Below are 19,919 nucleotides of genomic sequence, written 5' to 3' on the forward strand. Positions count from 1 at the left end.
TTATGTTTCTGCATAAATGTTCATTTGGCATTCCTTGCAGTTGAATTCCAATCGGAATCGCCTGCCATCCCCCAACCGCAGATAGAGCGGTTCTTTCCAAGTGGGGTGCTTCCCTCCCCTTTTCACACAGTAACCTAAAGCAAAGCGTATGCAATGACGACATTGCATCACCAAAGGGTTGCGCGTGGGTGAAAGTTCAAAGGCAGGCTGAATGTTTTTCAGTCCCTGCGTTTCAAAAAACCTTTTTGAAAGATGATTGGATATATTATAAAGGTAGGGATAGGCCTTGTATGCCTTGGGCATCACCGTTTCTACACCCTCTGTCTTCTTAACCGCCAGCTCTGTTGCAGGTCTCTCTTGCTTTTGCACCAGCTGTTGTTCCAAGGCTTGTATCGCCTTTCGGCGTAACTCGGTAAGCAGACTGGAAGGTATGAAAAGCTTTCCGGCCTTGTCTTCGATTTTGATTTCCTTGCATGCAAAGATCGTGTTGCCTAATTTTTCCAACTGCTTTCTGATATTTTCCTCCTGTGGCTGACGTGCCTCCTGGTGGTCAAATATAATGGTTGCTTCGGCTTTCATGCCCATTTCTTTGTTAGAAACACGGAGAGTGAAACCGTCATCCGTGGTCTGAAAGGTCATTTCTACCTGCAACTTTCGCCTTGCCGTCACGCCTGAAAGCAGATGAGAAAAGGCCACATCATTGTTGCGGTAGAGTCCCATTCCCGGCTTAAGGCGGGCAGGCATCTTCAAAGGAAACAGCCTGTTACCTACCGCTTTGTTGATGCGAAAACCCTCAAGCTCATGCTCCTCGTTGATAAAACAGAGGCCATCGCCATTCTCAAATGTTGCAGTTCCCGCCACATTGAATGAGTTGCCACGAACCTCCTTGACCTTTCCGACATATTCTCCCATGGCTTTCGGCGTGTCAAAACAGGCGATATCGGCCTGTCGACCGTTGAGAAAATAAGTTGAGAAACCACGGTTGAAAGTCTTTCTGAGATTGGGTTGGAAATCATATTCCATCTTTCCATGTGAAGCTCGGCAATAGCGGTCGGGGGCTTTCTTGATGATTTCGTCTATCCGTTGGCTATAGGCGCTGACCACATTCTTGACGTATTCAACATCTTTCAGTCGGCCTTCTATCTTGAAAGAGCAGGCACCGCTGTCAGCCAATTCCTCCAAATGGTCAATCTGGCACATATCACGCAGGGAGAGTAAATGGCGCTGATGTTCGATTTCCTGTTGGTTATCATCAAGCAAATCGAATTTCATACGGCAGAATTGTGCGCAGGCTCCACGGTTGGCACTGCGGTTAAAGCAATGTTGGGAAACATAGCATACGCCCGAATAGCTTACACACAAGGCACCATGCACAAAGACTTCAAGATCCATATCGGGTACCTCATGGTGGATTTCTGCAATCTCTCGGGCCGAAAGTTCACGCGCCAAGACAGCCCGTTTGAAACCAACGTCCTGCAACCACCTCACTTTTTCGGCCGTGCGGTTATCGGTTTGAGTCGATGCATGCAACTCCATTTGGAAAGGTTTCTCGTCATCCCATTCTGCAATCAGTTCCAAAATACCCATATCCTGCACCAATAAGGCATCGACACCACAGGCATTAAGCGCTTTCAGAAGCTGTTTTGTGTCGGCTAATTCGTCCTCATAGAGAATGGTATTCACCGTGACATAGACACGTGCGCCATACTGATGTGCATAGTCACACAGCTGGTGTATATCCTCAACAGTATTGCCGGCAGCTGCCCGTGCACCGAAGCGTGAGGCACCGATATATACGGCATCGGCACCATGACTGACAGCAGCCATGCCACATTCAAGGTTTTTTGCCGGGGCTAAAAGTTCTAAACTGCGCATTTACTTGATATCCTCAATATTGTAAGGTGTAGTCTGATAAACATAGTAATTTATCCAGTTGTTATAGAACAAGTTGGCATGTGCACGCCAGGAAACCATGGGAGCTTCTGCAGGATTATCGTTCTTGTAGTAGTTGACAGGCTGTTCTACATCATCACGTGTATCCCTATCACGCCTATACTCACGGTCGAGTGTGTCGGGAGCATACTCCAAATGGCCCGTGATAAAGAACTCACGGCCTCCTCGTGCCATGACAATGCTGACACCGCTCTCGGGCGATTCTGCTATGATTTCAAGCTCCAGATGTGCCTCAATGTCCTCTCTGCGCACTTCGGTGTGCCTGCTTTGCGGCATGGTGAAACTGTCATCAAATCCACGAAAGATAGGAAGTGTAGGGGCTAATGTGTGCTGGCGGTAGATGCCAAACATCTTTTTTTTCAGCGGATACTTTGGTATTCCGTAGAAATGATACAGTCCGGCCATGGCTCCCCAGCATAGATACATCGTACTTGTGACGTGAGTGCGGGCCCAATTGAAGATATCCTGTATTTCCGACCAATACTCCACATCTTCATAGTCCATGGTTTCAATCGGTGCACCGGTAATGATCATGCCGTCGAATTTCTGTTTGGAAAGCTCATTGAAGTCCTTATAGAACATCATCATATGCTCTACAGGCGTATTCTTCGGTGTGTGGCTTTTCAGTTTCATGAAGCAGATGTCTAACTGTAACGGCGTGTTGGAAAGCAGACGCACAAGGTCTGTCTCCGTCGTTATCTTCAACGGCATGAGGTTGAGAATGACGATGCGCAAAGGCCTGATTTCCTGGCTGTGCGCACGCGTTTCGTCCATAACAAAGATATTCTCTCTTTTCAGAATATCAATGGCAGGCAGTCTGTCGGGGAGTCTTAACGGCATTTTCGTCTCAAAATATTAATGATACAAAGGTATGGTTTTTATTTGGAAAAAGAAAAAAGGATGCGGAAATATATTCCCGCATCCCCTTATCCTGTGGATATCTACAGTCTATCTTCGGGTTACCAAAGCTGCAGACGTTCGTTCTCCGGCAAGTACATCTTGTCGCCTTTCTTGATATTCCAAGCCTTATAGAAAGCATTGATATGAGGCAGTGCACCGTTAACGCGCCATTTACCCAATGAGTGTGGGTCACGCTTTACACGGTTGCGGATTTCCTTGTCGGTGATGTTCTGTCCCCAAACACCGGCATAAGCCAAGAAGAAACGCTGTGCAGGTGTGAAACCATCTTTGTCTTTCAAAGGCTTCTTTGCCGTTGCATTCATCAGTGCATTGTAAGCAACCTCAAGACCTCCGTGGTCAGCAAGGTTTTCACCAAGCGTGAATTTACCGTTAGCATGCAAGCCGGGAAGCACCTCAATGCCATCAAAGAAGTCAGAATAAAGCTTTGCACGCTTGTCAAATCCCTTGGCATCACTGGCAGTCCACCAGTCTTTCATATTGCCGTCTGCATCATACTGGCGCCCCTGATCATCAAATCCGTGAGTCATTTCATGACCGATGACCACACCGATAGCACCATAGTTGAATGCTTCATCGGCCTTCGGATCAAAGAACGGATACTGAAGAATACCTGCCGGGAAGCAGATTTCATTCGTCGTTGGATTGTAGTAGGCATTCACTGTCTGTGGTGTCATGTCCCATTCGTCCCTGTCAACAGGCTTACCTGCCTTGTCTTCAATTTCCTTGTCATGGGCAAACTTGCGGCAAGCCATTACATTCTCGTAGAAACTCTTATGAGGATCAATGGTCAAACGGCTGTAGTCAGTCCATTTGTTGGGATAACCAATCTTCACATAGAAGCGGTCAAGCTTGGCATGTGCATTGGCTTTGGTTGAATCGCTCATCCATGTCTGGGCATCAATACGCTGTCCAAGACTCACTTGGAGATTCTTCACAAGGTCTGTCATCATCTTCTTGGAAGACTCAGGGAAGTAGCGTTTTGCATAGATACGGCCCAAAGCCTCTCCCATCTGCGCCTGCACTTGATTGGTTGCACGCTTCCAAAGCGGGTAATCTTCCTTGCGACCACTCATGGTCTTGCCGAAGAAATCAAAGTTTGTCTCGCGGATTTCATCCGTCAGATAGCTTGCACTGCTGCTGATAACGTCCCACTCCATCAAGGCTTTGATTTCATCTGCTGTCTGAAGTGACATGAGTTTATCAAGTCCTGCCATGAAAGAAGGCTGACCAACAATCATCTTCTGTATGTAAGCTGACTTGATACCCTCTGCATTGGCAAGCTGTTCGATAGGAATGTTTGGATAATCTGCCTTCACTTCTTCCAATGTCATCTTGTTGTAATTGGCCTGTGGATTGCGCAATTCTGTCATGCTCTTGGAAATCAAGGCAACAAGAGTTTCCTGGCGGAAAACATCCTTACTGCGCTTCTTGGCCTGTGCTTCTGTAAAACCATACAGGCGGAACATCTGCATGATATAATTCTTGTAGGCATCACGAATAGCTACGGTTGCCGAGTCATTGTTGAGATAATAGTCCTTTTGGCCTAATGTCAGACCGCTCTGATAGATGTTCAGAATGTTGTTCTTTACATCTTTCTCGTCTGCTCCAAAGCCTGCTGCATACTGAATACCATAGCCTTGTGCAGCATATTTCAACTGCAAGGCACGAAGCGCCTTTACGCTCTTGGCGGCCTCAATCTCATCCAGCAATCCCTTGACAGGAGCTATACCGTCTTTGTTTCTGCGGTCAACATCAAGGGCTAACTTGTAGAAATCAGAGAGTTTCTGCTCTATTGTTCCCTGCTTGTACTTCTTTTTCTGCAACTCACCGAGAATGGTGTTGATGCGTTTGTTGTTGTCTTCCTGCAACTGATCGAAACTTCCAAAACGGCTATAAGCAGCGGGAAGAGGATTGTTTTTCTGCCATCCACCCGTAGCAAATTGGTAGAAATCGTCCTGTGGACGTACCGAACGATCGAAGTTCTTCTCGTAAAGTCCAGACTGATTTTGGGCTACTCCCATTACAGGAACAGCGGCCATCATCATCAATGGAATGATTTTCTTCATTTTCATGTTTATATATTATTTTGTTAAACCTTATCTTTAAGTTCATTCAATGCCTCTGAAAGCATAAACCACTGCTCGTTTTCCTGGTCTAATTTCTGCTTCGTAGAGGTATATTCGGTAACGAGTTCCATGTTAGATGCATTCTTGGGGTTCATCAACAGCGCATCAAGTTCTTTGATACGTTGTTCCATATTGGCAATGCGTTTCTCGCTTTCCTTTACGGCTTTTTCGGCCTTATTAATCTTCTTCTGCCATTCCTTGCGCTCCTGATAGTTCTGTTTTCCTGCCTTTTCAGGTGCTTCAGGTTGCTTTTCTTCCGGTTCAACAGCAGCCTTATTGCCTATTGCTTCCTGAATGGTTTCGGCATGATGCACGCGCAAATAGTCGTAAATACCACCTAAATGCTCAACAACCTTACCACCACCAAACTCATATACCTTATCCACAAGACCATCAAGGAACTCACGGTCATGACTGACGATAATGGCTGTTCCGTCAAAAGCCTTGATCGCTTCTTTCAAAACATCCTTTGAAGGCAGGTCAAGATGATTGGTCGGTTCATCAAGTATCAACAAGTTGACGGGTTCAAGCAGCAGCTTGATCATAGCCAATCGGCTGCGTTCTCCACCGCTAAGGAACTTCACTTTCTTTTCAGAGGTCTCACCACCAAACATGAAAGCACCGAGCAGGTCATTGATTTTCAGTCGTATATCCCCAGTAGCCACACGGTCTATCGTGTCATAGATGCTAAGCGACTCATCAAGAAGCTGGGCCTGATTTTGGGCAAAATAGCCAATTTGAACATTGTGCCCAATCTTCAACTTGCCTGTATAGGGAATTTCACCCATGATACATTTTACAAGCGTTGACTTTCCTTCACCATTCTTTCCGACAAAAGCTACTTTCTCACCGCGCTTGATGGTCAGCGTTACATGTTCGAAAACGGTGTGCGAACCATAGTCTTTCCGCACGTCGTCACAGATGATGGGGTAATCGCCACTACGCAGACAAGGGGGAAATTTCAAATGCATGGCACTGTTATCCACCTCGTCAACCTCAATGGGAACTATCTTTTCAAGCTGCCGAATGCGTTGCTGCACCTGCACGGCTTTCGTGGCCTGATACCTGAACCGCTCGATGAAAGCCTTTGTGTCGGCAATCTCTTTCTGTTGGTTTTCGTAAGCACGCAGCTGTTGTTCACGGCGTTCCTTGCGCAAAACAAGGTACTCATTATATTTTACTTTATAGTCTTCAACATGGCCACAAACGATTTCCAACGTTCTGTTGGTTACATTATTGATAAAAGCACGGTCGTGACTTACCAGCACAACTGCACTCGGACTCTGCACCAAGAACTGCTCCAACCACTGTATACTCTCGATATCAAGGTGATTGGTAGGCTCATCAAGCAACAGCACATCAGGCTTTTTCAACAGTATCTTTGCCAGCTCAATGCGCATACGCCAACCTCCTGAGAACTCTTTGGTAGGCCGTTCAAAGTCGTCACGCGTAAAGCCAAGACCGGTCAATGTACGTTCTATTTCAGCCTCATAGTTCTCTCCTCCGAGCATCATATAACGTTCATGTTCCTGTGTGAAGCGTTCTACAAGCGCGGCGTAGTCATCACTTTCGTAATCTGTTCGGTCGGCCATTTCCTGCTCCATTTTCTTCAATCGAGCCTTCATCTTCGTGTTATCGGAAAACGCCTTACGTGTTTCTTCGCGCACGGTGGTGTCATCCTGCAGCTTCATCACCTGTGGCAAATAGCCTATGGTGACATCATTCGGAACGGAAACAACGCCACTCGTGGGTTGCTGAAGACCGCAAAGTATCTTCAACATCGTAGATTTTCCTGCACCATTCTTCCCAACAAGCGCTATTCTGTCACGATCGTTCACAACAAAACTCACGTCGGTGAACAGCGGCTTCACACCAAATTCAACCTTTAAACCTTCTACTGATATCATTCTATTTAGCTTATTTCGCGCATACAAAGGTAGCCATTATCAATAATACTACAAAAATAATTCCTATTTATTTAAGAATAGTAGTACCTTTGCGACTTAACAAATTACAGACATGAACAACAATTATCAAATCATAGCCAAGAAGCTTATGCTTCCCGAAAAGCAGGTGGAAAACACCATATTGCTGCTCAATGAAGGCTGCACTATCCCTTTTATTGCCCGTTACCGCAAGGAACGCACAGGCTCACTCGATGAAGTTCAGATTGCTGCTATCAGCGAACAATACGCCAAGATGCAGGAACTCACCAAACGAAAAGATACCATCTGCAAGACAATAGAAGAACAAGGCAAACTGACAGCTGACTTGAAGCGGAAGATAGAAGCTACGTGGGACGCTACTGAATTAGAGGATATTTATCTGCCTTTCAAGCCTAAACGAAGAACAAAGGCACAGATTGCGCGTGAAAACGGACTCGAACCGCTGGCCACAATCCTGCTGTTGCAACGCGAACAACAGCCCGAAGCTGTTGCCAAACGCTTTCTTAAAGGAGATATAAAAAGTGTTGATGAAGCGCTGGCAGGTGCAAAGGACATCATAGCAGAAGCCATCAGTGAAGATGAAACCGTGCGCCAACAGATACGAAGTGTATTCAGGCGCGAAGCGGTTATCACTTCCAAAGCAGTGAAAAGCAAGCGGGAGGAAGAAGGGGCACAGAAGTTTGCCGACTATTTTGAATTCAGTGAACCTCTCAAACGATGCAGCAGTCACCGCCTGTTGGCCATGCGTCGTGGTGAGAGTGAGGGCTTTTTGAAAGTTAACATTGATGTTGACAGCGAACAATGTACTGAAAAAATCCGCAAAAAATATGTTCATGGCTTGGGCAAATGCCAGCAACTTGTAGGAGAAGCCTGCGATGATGCTTATAAAAGACTCGTCAGACCATCGATTGAAACCGAGTTTGCCAACACCAGCAAAGAGGCTGCCGATGAAGAAGCTATCAAGGTGTTTGCCGAAAACCTGCGCCAACTGTTATTGGCTGCACCGTTGGGACAGAAGCGCGTTATGGCCGTTGACCCTGGCATTCGAACGGGTTGTAAGGTGGTTTGTCTTAGCGAACAGGGCGATCTCCTACATCATTCGGTCGTCTATACCGTAGGCAATAAATCTGGAAATGACGCACTGGCAGCCTTCACAAAACTTGTCAGTCGATATGATGTGGAAGCCATTGCTGTTGGAAATGGTACAGCAAGCCGCGAAACGACCGACATTCTGCGTCAGATAGACAATGTACCTGTCTATGTGGTCAGTGAAGACGGAGCTTCCATTTATTCGGCTTCAGAGAATGGGCGCAATGAGTTTCCCGACCTTGATCTCACGGTACGCGGAGCAATTTCTATCGGCCGACGCCTTATGGACCCACTTGCCGAATTGGTTAAGATTGATGCCAAGAGCATCGGTGTGGGACAATATCAGCATGATGTGAACCAGACAAAGTTGAAACAATCGCTTGACCGCACTGTGGAAAGCTGTGTCAACCAAGTTGGAGTGAACCTCAATACAGCCTCTAAGCATTTGCTCACCTATGTAAGTGGACTTGGCCCTTCCCTCGCACAGAACATCGTTGACTACCGACATGAGCATGGTGCCTTCGCTTCGCGCAGCGAACTGAAGAAAGTTCCACGCTTGGGCAGTGTGGCTTATGAGCAGTGTGCGGGCTTTCTTCGCATCCCCAACGCGCGCAATCCGCTTGACAACTCGGCTGTACATCCCGAGCGTTATGCCCTTGTCGAAGTCATGGCAAAGGAACAGCAATGCACGGTCAGCAATCTTATTGGCAACCATGAACGCCTGAAACGAATTTCTTTGCAGCAGTTTGTCACGTCAGAAGTGGGACTCCCTACCCTCCACGACATTCTGAAAGAACTCGAAAAGCCGGGCCTTGACCCCCGCGAACAGCTTGAAGAATTCCGCTTTGATGAACACGTGCACACGGTAGAAGACCTCAATGTCGGTATGGAACTGCCGGGCATCGTGACCAACATCACCAACTTCGGGGCTTTTGTTGACATAGGTGTTCATCAGGACGGACTTGTTCATATCTCGCAAATGGCCGATAAATTCATTAAGGATCCCAACGAGGTTGTCAAGCTCCACCAGCATGTCCGCGTGCGTGTTATAGAAGTAGACCTTAGGCGTAAACGCATCGCATTGTCCATGCGGAGTACCCGCAACTAAAGGGAAATTGCATCATCTGCCACCTGTTGTCTCTGGTTTTACAGCCTGACACTAATAAGTTGACATTCGTCAAGAAATTACTGTCATTCTTAACTTTATACTGTCAAATCCTTGTCATGACACGAAATGTGCACTATCTTTGCAGTCACAAAAAGGATAACAAGCGCATAATAGGCGCTATAGATGTTTAGTTTAAGTAGAATTAAAAAGGTAAAAAGATGAAAAATTTGACAATGAAAATGAAGAGTGTGATTATAAAGATTGTGAAAACCTATAAAGATTCAATGTCTTGCTACGGTGAGGGAATGTTGAATGGAAGAGGTTACACATGTGCATAACGATTAAAAAGAATGATAAAACAGAGCCGATTGGTCTTTTCCAGTCGGCTCTGTTCTTTTATGTCACTTTGCTTAGCAGCAGAGGGCAGATGTAATTCACATGTCCGGAAGATTTCTGATTTGCGTCAGAACAACGTGCAATCTGACGCATATTAAAGCGTAAGTTGATGCAGATTGCAGGCTAAGTTGACGCAGATTGCACGACAATCAGACAGAGATGACAAAGCAGGGCATTGGACGATGATAGCTGTTGGGCAGGAGATTGCACGCAATTTTTGGCATAACCTTTGCAAAGTTTCATGATAAATAGTATATTTGTAACAGCAAATCAATCATAAACTAAGAATAGGAGACTATAATATATGACAAGTCAGTTCTCACCTAAAGTTTCAGAAATATTGGCATTCAGCAGAGAGGAGGCCAACCGATTGGCCAGCCGTTCTGTAGGGCCTGAACATCTTGTCTTAGGTATATTGCGTGGAAAGGACAGTCTGCTCCACAGTCTTTTCCAGCGCATGAATATCAATGAAAGCAATGTAAAGACTGAATTGGAAGACAGGGTAAGGCAGGATGACATCACTTCGGCCATGATTACCTCGGAACTCGTGCTGAACGAACAAGCCAACAACATCTTGAAACTCGCAGTTCTCGAGGCTCGTATACAACACACACAAATGGTTGACGTGCAGCATCTTGTGTTGGCTATCCTGCATGATCAAGTGAACAATGGAGCTAAGAAAATTCTGGAAGAAAACCATATGAATTATGAAGATACGCTCGCTTACCTGAAAACCCAGATGAGCAGCAATGCCAAACCCACGAATAGTTTCGGTATGCCCGAGGAAGAAGAGGAGGAAGAAGAGGCTATGTCGCAGCAGGGGGCCAACAGGAAACAGGCTTTCACCAAGACTGCCGGCAGCGAACAAAAGAAAGGAACGCCTGTTCTCGATAACTTTTCTACCGATTTGACCCAGGCTGCAGCAGAAGGAAAGCTTGACAAAGTGGTCGGACGTGAAAAGGAAATCCTGCGTGTCACAGAGATATTGTGCCGCAGAAAAAAGAACAATCCTATTCTCATCGGAGAACCGGGTGTAGGCAAGAGCGCCATTGTTGAGGGCCTGGCACAACTCATTGTGCAGCATAAGACTTCACCCATTCTGTTCAACAAACGCGTTGTTAATCTTGACCTGACAGCTGTTGTGGCCGGAACGAAATACAGAGGACAGTTTGAAGAGCGCATCCGTTCATTGATCAGCGAACTTGAGAAGAACCCCGATATCATTGTTTTCATTGATGAAATCCATACAATGATTGGTGCCGGAAGTACTCCGGGCAGCATGGATGCAGCCAATATCATGAAACCTGCATTGGCACGCGGGGTAATCCAGTGCATCGGTGCCACCACTATAGATGAATATCGCAAGAGTATTGAGAAGGATGGAGCATTGGAACGCCGTTTCCAGAAAGTCATGGTAGAACCGACTTCTGCTGAAGAGACACTGACAATCCTGCACAATATCAAAGACAGATATGAGCAACATCACCATGTCAGCTATACAGATGAGGCATTGAAAGCATGTGTCAATTTGACAGAACGCTATGTTTCAGACCGCTATTTCCCTGATAAGGCCATTGATGCGCTTGATGAAGTCGGGTCACGTGTGCATCTGCAACATGCAGAGATGCCTGAAGAATTGACTGAAAAGCAGAAGGAATTGGAGGAAACCATACAGAAGAAGAAGCAAGCAGTGAGAAATCAGAACTTTGAACTTGCTGCAGGTTACCGTGATCATCAGACTACTTTGGAACAGGAAATCGAAGAGCTCAACCGCCAATGGACCGCAGGTGACAATACACTTCGCCAGACTGTAACCGAGGTAGAAGTTGCCGATGTGGTATCGATGATGGCAGGAGTGCCTGTACAACGCATTGCAGAAGCAGAGAATGTGCGCTTGCGCAATATGGGAACAGTGCTGAAAGAGCAGGTGATTGCGCAGGATAATGCGATTGAGAAAATGGTGAAGGCCATTCAACGCAACCGCGTTGGCATCAAAGATCCCAACCACCCGATTGGCGTTTTCATGTTCCTCGGTCCTACCGGTGTAGGCAAAACTTATTTGGCAAAGAAGCTTGCTGAATACATGTTTGGCTCTGATGATGCCTTGATACGTATAGACATGAGCGAATATTCCGAAAGCTTCAACACCTCCAGATTGGTGGGAGCACCTCCCGGATACGTAGGATATGAAGAGGGTGGACAGCTTACAGAGAAAGTGCGTCGCCACCCCTACTCCATCATTTTGTTGGATGAGATTGAGAAAGCACATGGTAATGTATTCAACATGCTGCTCCAGGTGCTTGACGAAGGAAGGCTGACGGATGGAAACGGACGGTTGATTGACTTCCGAAACACCGTGATTATCATGACTTCTAACGCTGGAACACGTCAGCTGAAAGAGTTTGGTCATGGTGTAGGTTTTAATGCCGGAGGAAACGTTGGACTCAGCATTAACGACAAAGACAAGGAATATGCACGCGGTATTATCCAGAAAAGCCTCAGTAAGCAGTTTGCACCTGAGTTCCTGAACCGCTTGGATGAGATTATAACTTTCGATCAACTCGACCTTGAGGCCATTAAGAAGATTATCAATATCGAATTGAAAGGCCTCTACAAGCGCATAGAAGGCTTAGGCTATCAACTGACTATCACCGATACGGCTAAGGAGTTTGTAGCAACGAAAGGCTATGATGTGCAGTTTGGTGCCCGTCCTTTGAAGCGTGCTATCCAGAACTATATCGAGGATGGTGTATGCGAAAAGCTTCTCTCAGACAATCTGAAAGAAGGTGATACCATTGCTGTCAGCAAGTCACCCAACAAAGATGAACTGCTGTTCAAATGAAATTAGGGAATTGTAAACTCAACATTGCAAAGCTACTGAAATATAGTTAGCAGACCGTTTGCAATCCTAAAAAATATCACTAAATGAGGAAAAAGCCTACCTATAAGTAGGTATTTTTCCTCATTTTTTTATAACTTTGCGTGCAACAAGATGTAGATTATACAACAACATTATTTATATAATTAATTTAGCGAATATGATTTATTCTAAAGAAGTCGACAACATGTGTGTTGTCGCAAAGGGTCCAAATCATGGCCCAGCTCCTATTCCTGAAGAGGGAAAATGGATTCAAGCTAAAGAGATTAAAGACATCTCGGGTTACACTCACGGTGTGGGTTGGTGTGCTCCTCAGCAGGGTGCCTGCAAACTTTCACTGAATATCAAGGACGGTGTCATTCAGGAGTGCCTCGTAGAGACTATCGGCTGTACCGGTATGACCCACTCTGCAGCTATGGCTTCAGAGATACTTCCAGGCAAGACAATCCTCGAAGCGCTGAATACCGACTTGGTTTGTGATGCTATCAATACTGCAATGCGTGAGCTTTTCCTGCAGATTGTCTATGGACGCAGCCAGAGTGCATTCTCTGAAGGCGGTCTTGTTATCGGTGCAGGTCTTGAGGATCTCGGTAAGGGGCTCCGCAGTCAGACCGGTACACTCTATGGCACTGTTGCAAAGGGCACACGCTATCTTGAGCTGACAGAAGGCTACATCACCAAGCAGTTCCTTGATAAAGACAACCAAGTTTGCGGTTATGAATATGTACATCTGGGCAAGATGATGGAAGCTATCAAGAATGGTATGGACGCAAATGAGGCTGTCAAGAAGTTCACGGGCAGCTATGGCCGCACAACAGAGGCTCAAGGTGCTGTTACATCTATTGATCCACGTAAAAAATAAGGAGATACAGAAATGATTAGAAAAGTAAGTTTTGAGAGCCAGGAGCGCCGTATAGACCAAGTCCTTGCAGCGCTGAAAGAGAACGGTATCAACAGTATCGAAGAGGCTAATGAGATCTGCGAGCAGGCTGGTGTAGATCCTTATCAGATGTGTGAGGACACACAACGCATCTGCTTTGAGAATGCAAAGTGGGCTTATGTATGTGGAACAGCTATCGCTATAAAGAAAGGTGTAAAGACAGCTGCCGATGCAGCAGAGGCTATCGGGATTGGTTTGCAGAGCTTTTGTATTCCCGGTTCTGTTGCCGATGACCGCAAAGTAGGTCTCGGTCATGGTAACCTTGCAGCACGTCTGCTCCGTGAAGAGACAGAATGCTTCGCTTTCCTCGCCGGTCACGAGTCATTTGCTGCAGCCGAAGGTGCTATCAAGATTGCAGAAATGGCCAACAAGGTTCGCCGTAAACCACTTCGCGTTATCCTGAATGGTCTTGGTAAGGATGCTGCAATGATTATCAGCCGCATCAATGGCTTCACATACGTTCAGACCAAGTTTGACTACTATACGGGCCAAGTTAACGTTGTAAAAGAGACTGCCTACTCTGATGGGCCACGTGCAAAAGTAAAGTGTTATGGCGCTGATGATGTTCGTGAAGGTGTTGCTATCCTGTGGAAAGAGAACGTTGACGTATCTATCACCGGTAACTCTACCAACCCAACGCGCTTCCAGCACCCGGTAGCCGGCACTTATAAGAAGGAGCGTGTAGCAGCAGGTAAGCCTTACTTCTCTGTAGCTTCAGGTGGTGGTACGGGCCGTACACTGCATCCGGACAACATGGCAGCAGGCCCCGCTTCTTACGGTATGACCGACACCATGGGCCGCATGCACTCTGATGCGCAGTTTGCAGGTTCTTCTTCAGTTCCTGCCCACGTTGAGATGATGGGCTTCTTGGGAATGGGTAACAACCCAATGGTAGGTGCAACCGTAGCTATTGCCGTTGCACTTGACCTCGCTCTGAACAAGAAATAAACAGATGTAGCTTTGCGAAAACAGGCTGCACACCTGTCATATTTCGCAGATGCCAACAAACTCTTAGTCCCCTTTTGGATATTTTCCAGGAGGGGATTTTTGTTGATGAAATGTCTCTTGACATCGTCACTAAAAGCTTGAACGAAGTAACCTCAATGGCTGAAAAGTGATACAAAATAGGTGTACACTAAGCTTTCCTCATGAATTTCTTTGGAAAAGACTTGCAAATGGAGTATGAAATTTTGTATCTTTGCAGGCGACAGTCCAAATGAAAGGTACCAAATGCATTTGCAACCTGCTTCATGAAGTCTGTCTTTTATAAAGAGGATAACAACTTAATAATCATACTCCGATGGAAAAAATCAGGAAACAACAGGGCCATGTGGTAGCCCGAAACCACCGCGACTGTAAAGAGTCAGAAATCTTCGTGCGCTTCGAAATCTCGATGCTCAATTCTTATGACATGACACTTGTCAGGGATAAATATGGCATAGAGGGTTGGGGAATTGTGCTCTATATCATGAAATACCTCATAGAACGCCGTACGGACTGCCGTGCCCCTCTCTATGTTGTAGGCGAAATTGCACACGCATGCCATAAAAACCGACGCACCATTTTGCAGCTTATAGCTGACTTCCCTTCACTCTTTGAAATTGAAGCAGGAGGCAAGATATTTTCAAGTCCGTATCTTTTACGGTTTTTCCTCAAAACTTCAGCAAAAAAAGAAAAGTCAAACAGAAGTTTAGATAAATTAACAAATGAGACACTTGATAATCAAGAAGTTAGCTTTCCTAAGAACAAGAACAAAGAACAAGAACAAATAAAAGACGAAGAAAAAGAAGTAGAAAAGGCCGACGTCGACGCCGATTCTTCTAAGAATAATTCTCAATCGGGAACAAAACTTTCGGCAAAAGCCGACACACCGTCAGCAGCCTACACCCTACAGAAAAATCATGCGAAGGCAACAGCTATGGCAAAATCACAGGTAGCACCCGTCAGACATCGGGAAGATCAGCCTTCGGTTGCTGCCCCCTCGCCTTCAGAAGAAGGCATACCGCGCCAGCTTCTCAGCCAACTCTATCAGGATAATGACTATATGGCGAGTCTTGAACATATGGCAAACCTTGCAGTCTGCAAGAATTTCACCGTGCGTCGGAATGTGCTCTTCTGGTTCTGGCACTATTGTCAGATGCATGCCAAACATGTACGCTCTGCAGCAGATGCCAAGGACTATTTGGCCAATCTGATGCGTCCAGGAAGCAACACGCGGGCACAGTTCATGGCCTATCAAAATCATCTCTATGAGCAGAGAAGTCTTGCACAGCACCATTAAAGTGCATCAAGCCCGCTGACTACATGCAGATGACGACCTATTTTGACTCAAAACAGGCGGTAACATGACGTAGATTGCAGTGTAATATGACGCAGATTGCAAGGTAATTCGATAGAGATGAGAATGTGTTTCCATATGGATTTCCCCTGCAAAACAGAAAGAGCCGGCAAGCAAGTCCCAATGATGGAGCATTGCTACCGGCTCTTTATACGGTGTCTATTCCTGAAAAGGAGCTTTCGCTTAGCGATGAAATTCTCCGGAGGATGATTAATCCAGAGTCTTCAACATGTCTGCAACTTCTGCATTAATACGGTTGGCAAACTCCTCCATTTTCATGGTAGCCTGCTCGCCTCCTCCCTGCTTACGCATGGAAACAAGCCCTTCGGCAGCTTCTTTCTCACCGACAATGACCATGTAAGGAATACGCTTCAACTCATTATCGCGGATTTTACGTCCAATCTTCTCATTGCGGTCATCAATGACAGCGCGCACACCTACGGAGTCGAAATACTTGCTAACCTGCTTTGCATAATCGTTATATTTCTCTGAAATAGGCAGAATTGCAACCTGATCGGGAGTGAGCCACAATGGGAAGTGACCTGCGGTGTGTTCGATGAGCACGGCAGTGAAACGCTCTAACGAGCCGAACGGTGCTCGGTGTATCATCACCGGAGTCTTCTTGGTATTGTCTTCAGCCGTATATTCGAGCTTGAAACGAGCGGGCAGGTTGTAGTCAACCTGAATTGTGCCTAACTGCCATTTACGCCCGATAGCATCTTTCACCATGAAGTCAAGTTTAGGCCCATAGAATGCGGCTTCACCGATTTCTTCACGTGCAACAAGTCCCTTCTCCTTGCAAGCTTCGCGGATGGCATTCTGACTTTCCTCCCAAATCTCATCCGAGCCAATATACTTTTCCTTGTCTTTTGGGTCACGCAATGAAATCTGTGCCTCGTAGTTATCGAATTGGAAAGTCTTGAACACCTTGAGAATGATATCAATGTTGGTTTCAAATTCAGCTTTGACCTGATCGGGACGCACAAAGATATGTGCATCATCCTGCGTGAAAGTGCGCACACGGGTAAGCCCATGCAGCTCTCCACTCTTCTCATAGCGGAACACCGTTCCAAACTCTGCGATACGCAAAGGCAGGTCCTTGTAGGAACGAGGCTTGCGGGCATAGACCTCACAGTGATGAGGACAGTTCATCGGTTTCAACATGTATTCCTCGTCTTCTTCAGGCGTATGGATTGGCTGGAAAGCATCTTTGCCATAATGTGCATAGTGGCCCGAAGTGACATAAAGACTCTTGCCACCGATGCCCGGAGTGATGACTTCCTGGTAGTTATAGGGGCGCAAGAGACTACGCAGCAGCTCCTGAAGGCGCAGGCGCAGTTGTGTTCCCTTGGGCAACCAAATAGGAAGCCCTTTCCCCACACGGTCAGAGAACATGAAAAGTTCCATTTCCTTGCCAATCTTTCGGTGGTCGCGCTTCTTGGCTTCCTCCAGCATTACAAGGTATTCATCCAGAAGTTTCTTCTTTGGGAAAGTGATACCATAGATGCGGGTCATTTGCTCACGCTTGGCATCACCACGCCAGAAAGCACCGGCAACACTTGTTATCTTGACAGCCTTGATAAGTCCTGTTGACATCAAGTGTGGCCCACGGCAGAGGTCTGTAAAGTGTCCTTGGGTATAGGTAGATATGGTTCCATCTTCCAAATCCTGCTCGATATGTTCACATTTATAGGTTTGTCCGTCAGACTGAAACTCTTGAAGCGCGTCAGACTTAGAGATATTCTTGCGGACAACAGGCTCGTCTTTCTTGGCCAATTCAAGCATCTTAGCCTCTATCTTCGGGAAGTCATTTTCTGAAATAGTCTGTCCTTTTGGTGGCATGACATCATAGAAGAAGCCGCTTTCAACAGCAGGCCCAAAGCCAAACTGAATGCCCGGATAGAGTTCCTGCAATGCTTCTGCAAGAAGATGGGCTGAAGTATGCCAGAAGGTATGCTTGCCTTCTTCATCGTCAAACTTATAAAGTGCAATCTTTGCATCCTCATTAATCGGACGATTTAATTCTACAGTCTCACCGTTAACCCCGCAAGATACAACGTTGCGGGCGAGAGCCGGCGAAATACTCTCTGCGATTTGCAAACCAGTTACGCCCTGTTCGTACTCACGGACAGATCCGTCTGGGAAAGTGATTTTAACCATATTACAAATTAGTTTTATAAATCAATTGTTAGCGCAAAGTTACTCTAAAAGCATGAGATGGCAAAATAAAGAAACACATTATTTTGCTATTTCTTCGTAGAATACCGCTTAATCAAAGCATAAGCGTCATAAAGTCCCAATTCACCTGCAGTACCTAAGTCTTTCAAAGCATCCGACCGCTGCTGTAAAGCCATCTTTACAATACCTCGATTATAGTAGGCTTCGGCAATACGACTGTTGTATTTCAGGGCACTTTCATAGCAAGTGATGGCATTTGTATAATCATTCAGCAAAGCATAGACATTGCCTAAATCATAAAGCAGATAGGGATTGCCGGCATCAAGTGCAATGGCACGCTTCAAATCGTCTGCGACTTTCTTGATAAACAGACCATTGCTCTTTGCAGGGGTGGCATGTTCCTTCGATGCCAACAGACAGGCTGCCCGTTGCCAATAAGCCAAAGCAAGGGTTGAATCCTGCTCTATACAGGCGTTCAGATCATTTAAGGCTGCTTCGTAATTGTAGGTTGTCGTGTAGGCAACAGCACGCTGTAAGAGCAAATCGGGAAGCACTTTCATATCGGTAGAAGCCTGAATGCGCGAAGTAAGTGTCTCTATCAATTGGAAGAATTGCTTGGCCTGCTGGGGCTCTGCGGGCGCAATGCGGCAACTGACATATAGTTTGTGCAAGGCAGACTTTTTAAGATTGAATGCATCAACAGACTTGTTTACAATCTGATATTCATTTATTCCGTTGGAATAGGGCTGTAGAGACAGGAAATACAGAGGCATGTAATCTGTGGAAACTTCACGGTTCTGGATATATCCACGGATTTTACTTGAATATTGCGGTGTAGATACTTCATCATTCAGAACAATCCACTGATCGTATTTCTCAATATCAAAGTCGTTCATTTTCCTAACGCTGCGCAACTTCTCCTTGCTCCAACGCTGCTGAATTCCAAGATGCTTGTTCATCTGAGCTTTCAATACCCGAAATTCATCGAGTTCTGCTTTTGCAGTCAACCCCAAGTGTCGATAGCATTTGGCACGGCTAAGAAGACCTGACCAGAAATTAGGAAACTTGGAGATTACACGCGAATAATCGCTGATAGCTCCACGATAGTCACCCACTCTGTCCAACAATAATGCACGGTTATATAGGGCTTGCAGATTGTTAGGTTCAAGGCGTAATACATAGCTGAAATCCTTGATTGCGTTGTTATCATCTCCCACCGTCAGCCCCAAAAGCCCGCGATTATAATGCGCAAGGAAACTGTTAGGATCCATTTCTATGGCCTTGTTGAAGTCTTCCATAGCCTGCCGGAGCTTGTTGAGATTAACCCGACACATGGCACGATAAGTGTAGTTGTTGACCACATTGGGGGTGTAGTGAATAGCTTTTCCAAAAGCCTGATCAGCCTTGCGCCAATTACTTTGCCTCAGATACAGACGTCCCAATATCGACCAAGAGTTACCATCGTAAGGATTAACTCTCACAGTTTTCTCTGCCCATTGCCGTGCCTGCAACGTATCATTGGCATTCAGATAGGTTTCGGTCATCAGTGCATAAGTATTGGGGAGTGCAGGCCATCGCTTCAAGATATATTGCAAATCATGACGTGTCTGCTGTACCTCATGCTGATAATAGCGTGAAAGCGCCCTGTTAAACCAATACTCTTTATTATCCGGATCCAAGGCGATTGCTCTGTCATAGTCGTGGATTGCATCCACATATGACCGTAAGACAATTCGATTATTGGCACGTTCACGAAACAGTTCGTGTACGTAGGGATTAAGTTTTACAGCTTGATTAAAATCCTCTTCTGCACCGGTATAGTCGCCAAGTCGCTGTTTGGCTATACCACGATAAAACCAAGCTCTATATAAATAAGGCCTGTTGGAAATGATATTGTTGCAATGTTGAATAACGACTACATAGTCTCTATTGTCCAATGCAGTAGCACTGACATCAAGCAAACGCTCTGTGTTGTATTGTGAATACGCAGCAAAATGCACCGTAACCACTATTGCAAACAATGTCAGCAGTCGCTTCATCATTTGC

At 45.9% G+C, this 19,919-nt stretch carries 11 protein-coding genes; 5 read left to right on the forward strand and 6 right to left on the reverse strand.

The window, feature by feature from the left end; translation table 11 throughout:
- From EL210_RS07325 to EL210_RS07340, 4 genes are all read right to left on the reverse strand, one after another.
- Complete coding sequence (locus EL210_RS07325; protein ID WP_018920174.1) at nt 1-1,875, reverse strand: peptidase U32 family protein; 1,875 nt, start codon at nt 1,873-1,875, stop codon at nt 1-3.
- A complete protein-coding gene (metA, locus tag EL210_RS07330) occupies nt 1,876-2,793 on the reverse strand; it encodes a homoserine O-acetyltransferase MetA (RefSeq protein ID WP_018920175.1) in 918 nt (305 codons plus the stop codon). It abuts the gene before it with no gap.
- Nucleotides 2,794-2,912: 119 nt separating this feature from the next.
- Nucleotides 2,913-4,946, reverse strand: coding sequence for a M13 family metallopeptidase (locus tag EL210_RS07335; protein WP_018920176.1), 2,034 nt, complete (start codon nt 4,944-4,946; stop codon nt 2,913-2,915).
- Between the two features lie 17 nt (nt 4,947-4,963).
- Nucleotides 4,964-6,907, reverse strand: coding sequence for an ABC-F family ATP-binding cassette domain-containing protein (locus EL210_RS07340; RefSeq protein WP_018920177.1), 1,944 nt, complete (start codon nt 6,905-6,907; stop codon nt 4,964-4,966).
- A 112-nt stretch (nt 6,908-7,019) separates the two neighbouring features.
- Between EL210_RS07340 and EL210_RS07345 the strand changes: the two genes are divergently transcribed.
- The 5 genes from EL210_RS07345 (at nt 7,020) to EL210_RS07365 (ending at nt 15,638) form a co-directional block, all read left to right on the forward strand.
- Nucleotides 7,020-9,143 carry a Tex family protein gene (locus EL210_RS07345; protein WP_018920178.1) on the forward strand — a complete coding sequence of 708 codons (2,124 nt, stop codon included), beginning with the start codon at nt 7,020-7,022 and terminating at the stop codon, nt 9,141-9,143.
- Nucleotides 9,144-9,843: 700 nt separating this feature from the next.
- Nucleotides 9,844-12,381, forward strand: coding sequence for an ATP-dependent Clp protease ATP-binding subunit (locus EL210_RS07350; RefSeq protein ID WP_018920180.1), 2,538 nt, complete (start codon nt 9,844-9,846; stop codon nt 12,379-12,381).
- Nucleotides 12,382-12,577: 196 nt separating this feature from the next.
- Nucleotides 12,578-13,279, forward strand: coding sequence for an iron-sulfur cluster assembly scaffold protein (locus EL210_RS07355; protein ID WP_004370855.1), 702 nt, complete (start codon nt 12,578-12,580; stop codon nt 13,277-13,279).
- A 12-nt stretch (nt 13,280-13,291) separates the two neighbouring features.
- Nucleotides 13,292-14,305: a GGGtGRT protein gene (locus tag EL210_RS07360; protein ID WP_004370856.1), complete on the forward strand. Its 1,014-nt coding sequence runs from the start codon at nt 13,292-13,294 to the stop codon at nt 14,303-14,305.
- Nucleotides 14,306-14,657: 352 nt separating this feature from the next.
- On the forward strand, nt 14,658-15,638 hold the full coding sequence (locus tag EL210_RS07365; RefSeq protein ID WP_018920181.1) for a DUF7833 domain-containing protein: 981 nt from the start codon (nt 14,658-14,660) through the stop codon (nt 15,636-15,638).
- 267 nt (nt 15,639-15,905) lie between these two features.
- On the opposite strand, the gene thrS is transcribed toward EL210_RS07365, so the two are convergent.
- A complete protein-coding gene (thrS, locus tag EL210_RS07370; protein WP_018920182.1) occupies nt 15,906-17,855 on the reverse strand; it encodes a threonine--tRNA ligase in 1,950 nt (649 codons plus the stop codon).
- Nucleotides 17,856-17,941: 86 nt separating this feature from the next.
- Nucleotides 17,942-19,915 carry a tetratricopeptide repeat protein gene (locus EL210_RS07375; RefSeq protein ID WP_018920183.1) on the reverse strand — a complete coding sequence of 658 codons (1,974 nt, stop codon included), beginning with the start codon at nt 19,913-19,915 and terminating at the stop codon, nt 17,942-17,944.
- Nucleotides 19,916-19,919: the final 4 nt, after the last annotated feature.

Origin of the sequence: Segatella oris, from assembly GCF_900637655.1 — a bacterium.
Lineage (GTDB): Bacteria > Bacteroidota > Bacteroidia > Bacteroidales > Bacteroidaceae > Prevotella > Prevotella oris.

Excerpts from the sequence above, each read along its gene's own strand:
- thrS (WP_018920182.1), bottom strand. The coding sequence starts at position 17,855 with ATGGTTAAAATCACTTTCCCAGACGGATCTGTCCGTGAGTACGAACAG.
- EL210_RS07365 (WP_018920181.1), top strand. The coding sequence starts at position 14,658 with ATGGAAAAAATCAGGAAACAACAGGGCCATGTGGTAGCCCGAAACCAC.
- EL210_RS07375 (WP_018920183.1), bottom strand. The coding sequence starts at position 19,915 with ATGATGAAGCGACTGCTGACATTGTTTGCAATAGTGGTTACGGTGCAT.
- EL210_RS07335 (WP_018920176.1), bottom strand. The coding sequence starts at position 4,946 with ATGAAAATGAAGAAAATCATTCCATTGATGATGATGGCCGCTGTTCCT.
- EL210_RS07355 (WP_004370855.1), top strand. The coding sequence starts at position 12,578 with ATGATTTATTCTAAAGAAGTCGACAACATGTGTGTTGTCGCAAAGGGT.
- EL210_RS07340 (WP_018920177.1), bottom strand. The coding sequence starts at position 6,907 with ATGATATCAGTAGAAGGTTTAAAGGTTGAATTTGGTGTGAAGCCGCTG.
- metA (WP_018920175.1), bottom strand. The coding sequence starts at position 2,793 with ATGCCGTTAAGACTCCCCGACAGACTGCCTGCCATTGATATTCTGAAA.
- EL210_RS07325 (WP_018920174.1), bottom strand. The coding sequence starts at position 1,875 with ATGCGCAGTTTAGAACTTTTAGCCCCGGCAAAAAACCTTGAATGTGGC.
- EL210_RS07360 (WP_004370856.1), top strand. The coding sequence starts at position 13,292 with ATGATTAGAAAAGTAAGTTTTGAGAGCCAGGAGCGCCGTATAGACCAA.
- EL210_RS07345 (WP_018920178.1), top strand. The coding sequence starts at position 7,020 with ATGAACAACAATTATCAAATCATAGCCAAGAAGCTTATGCTTCCCGAA.
- EL210_RS07350 (WP_018920180.1), top strand. The coding sequence starts at position 9,844 with ATGACAAGTCAGTTCTCACCTAAAGTTTCAGAAATATTGGCATTCAGC.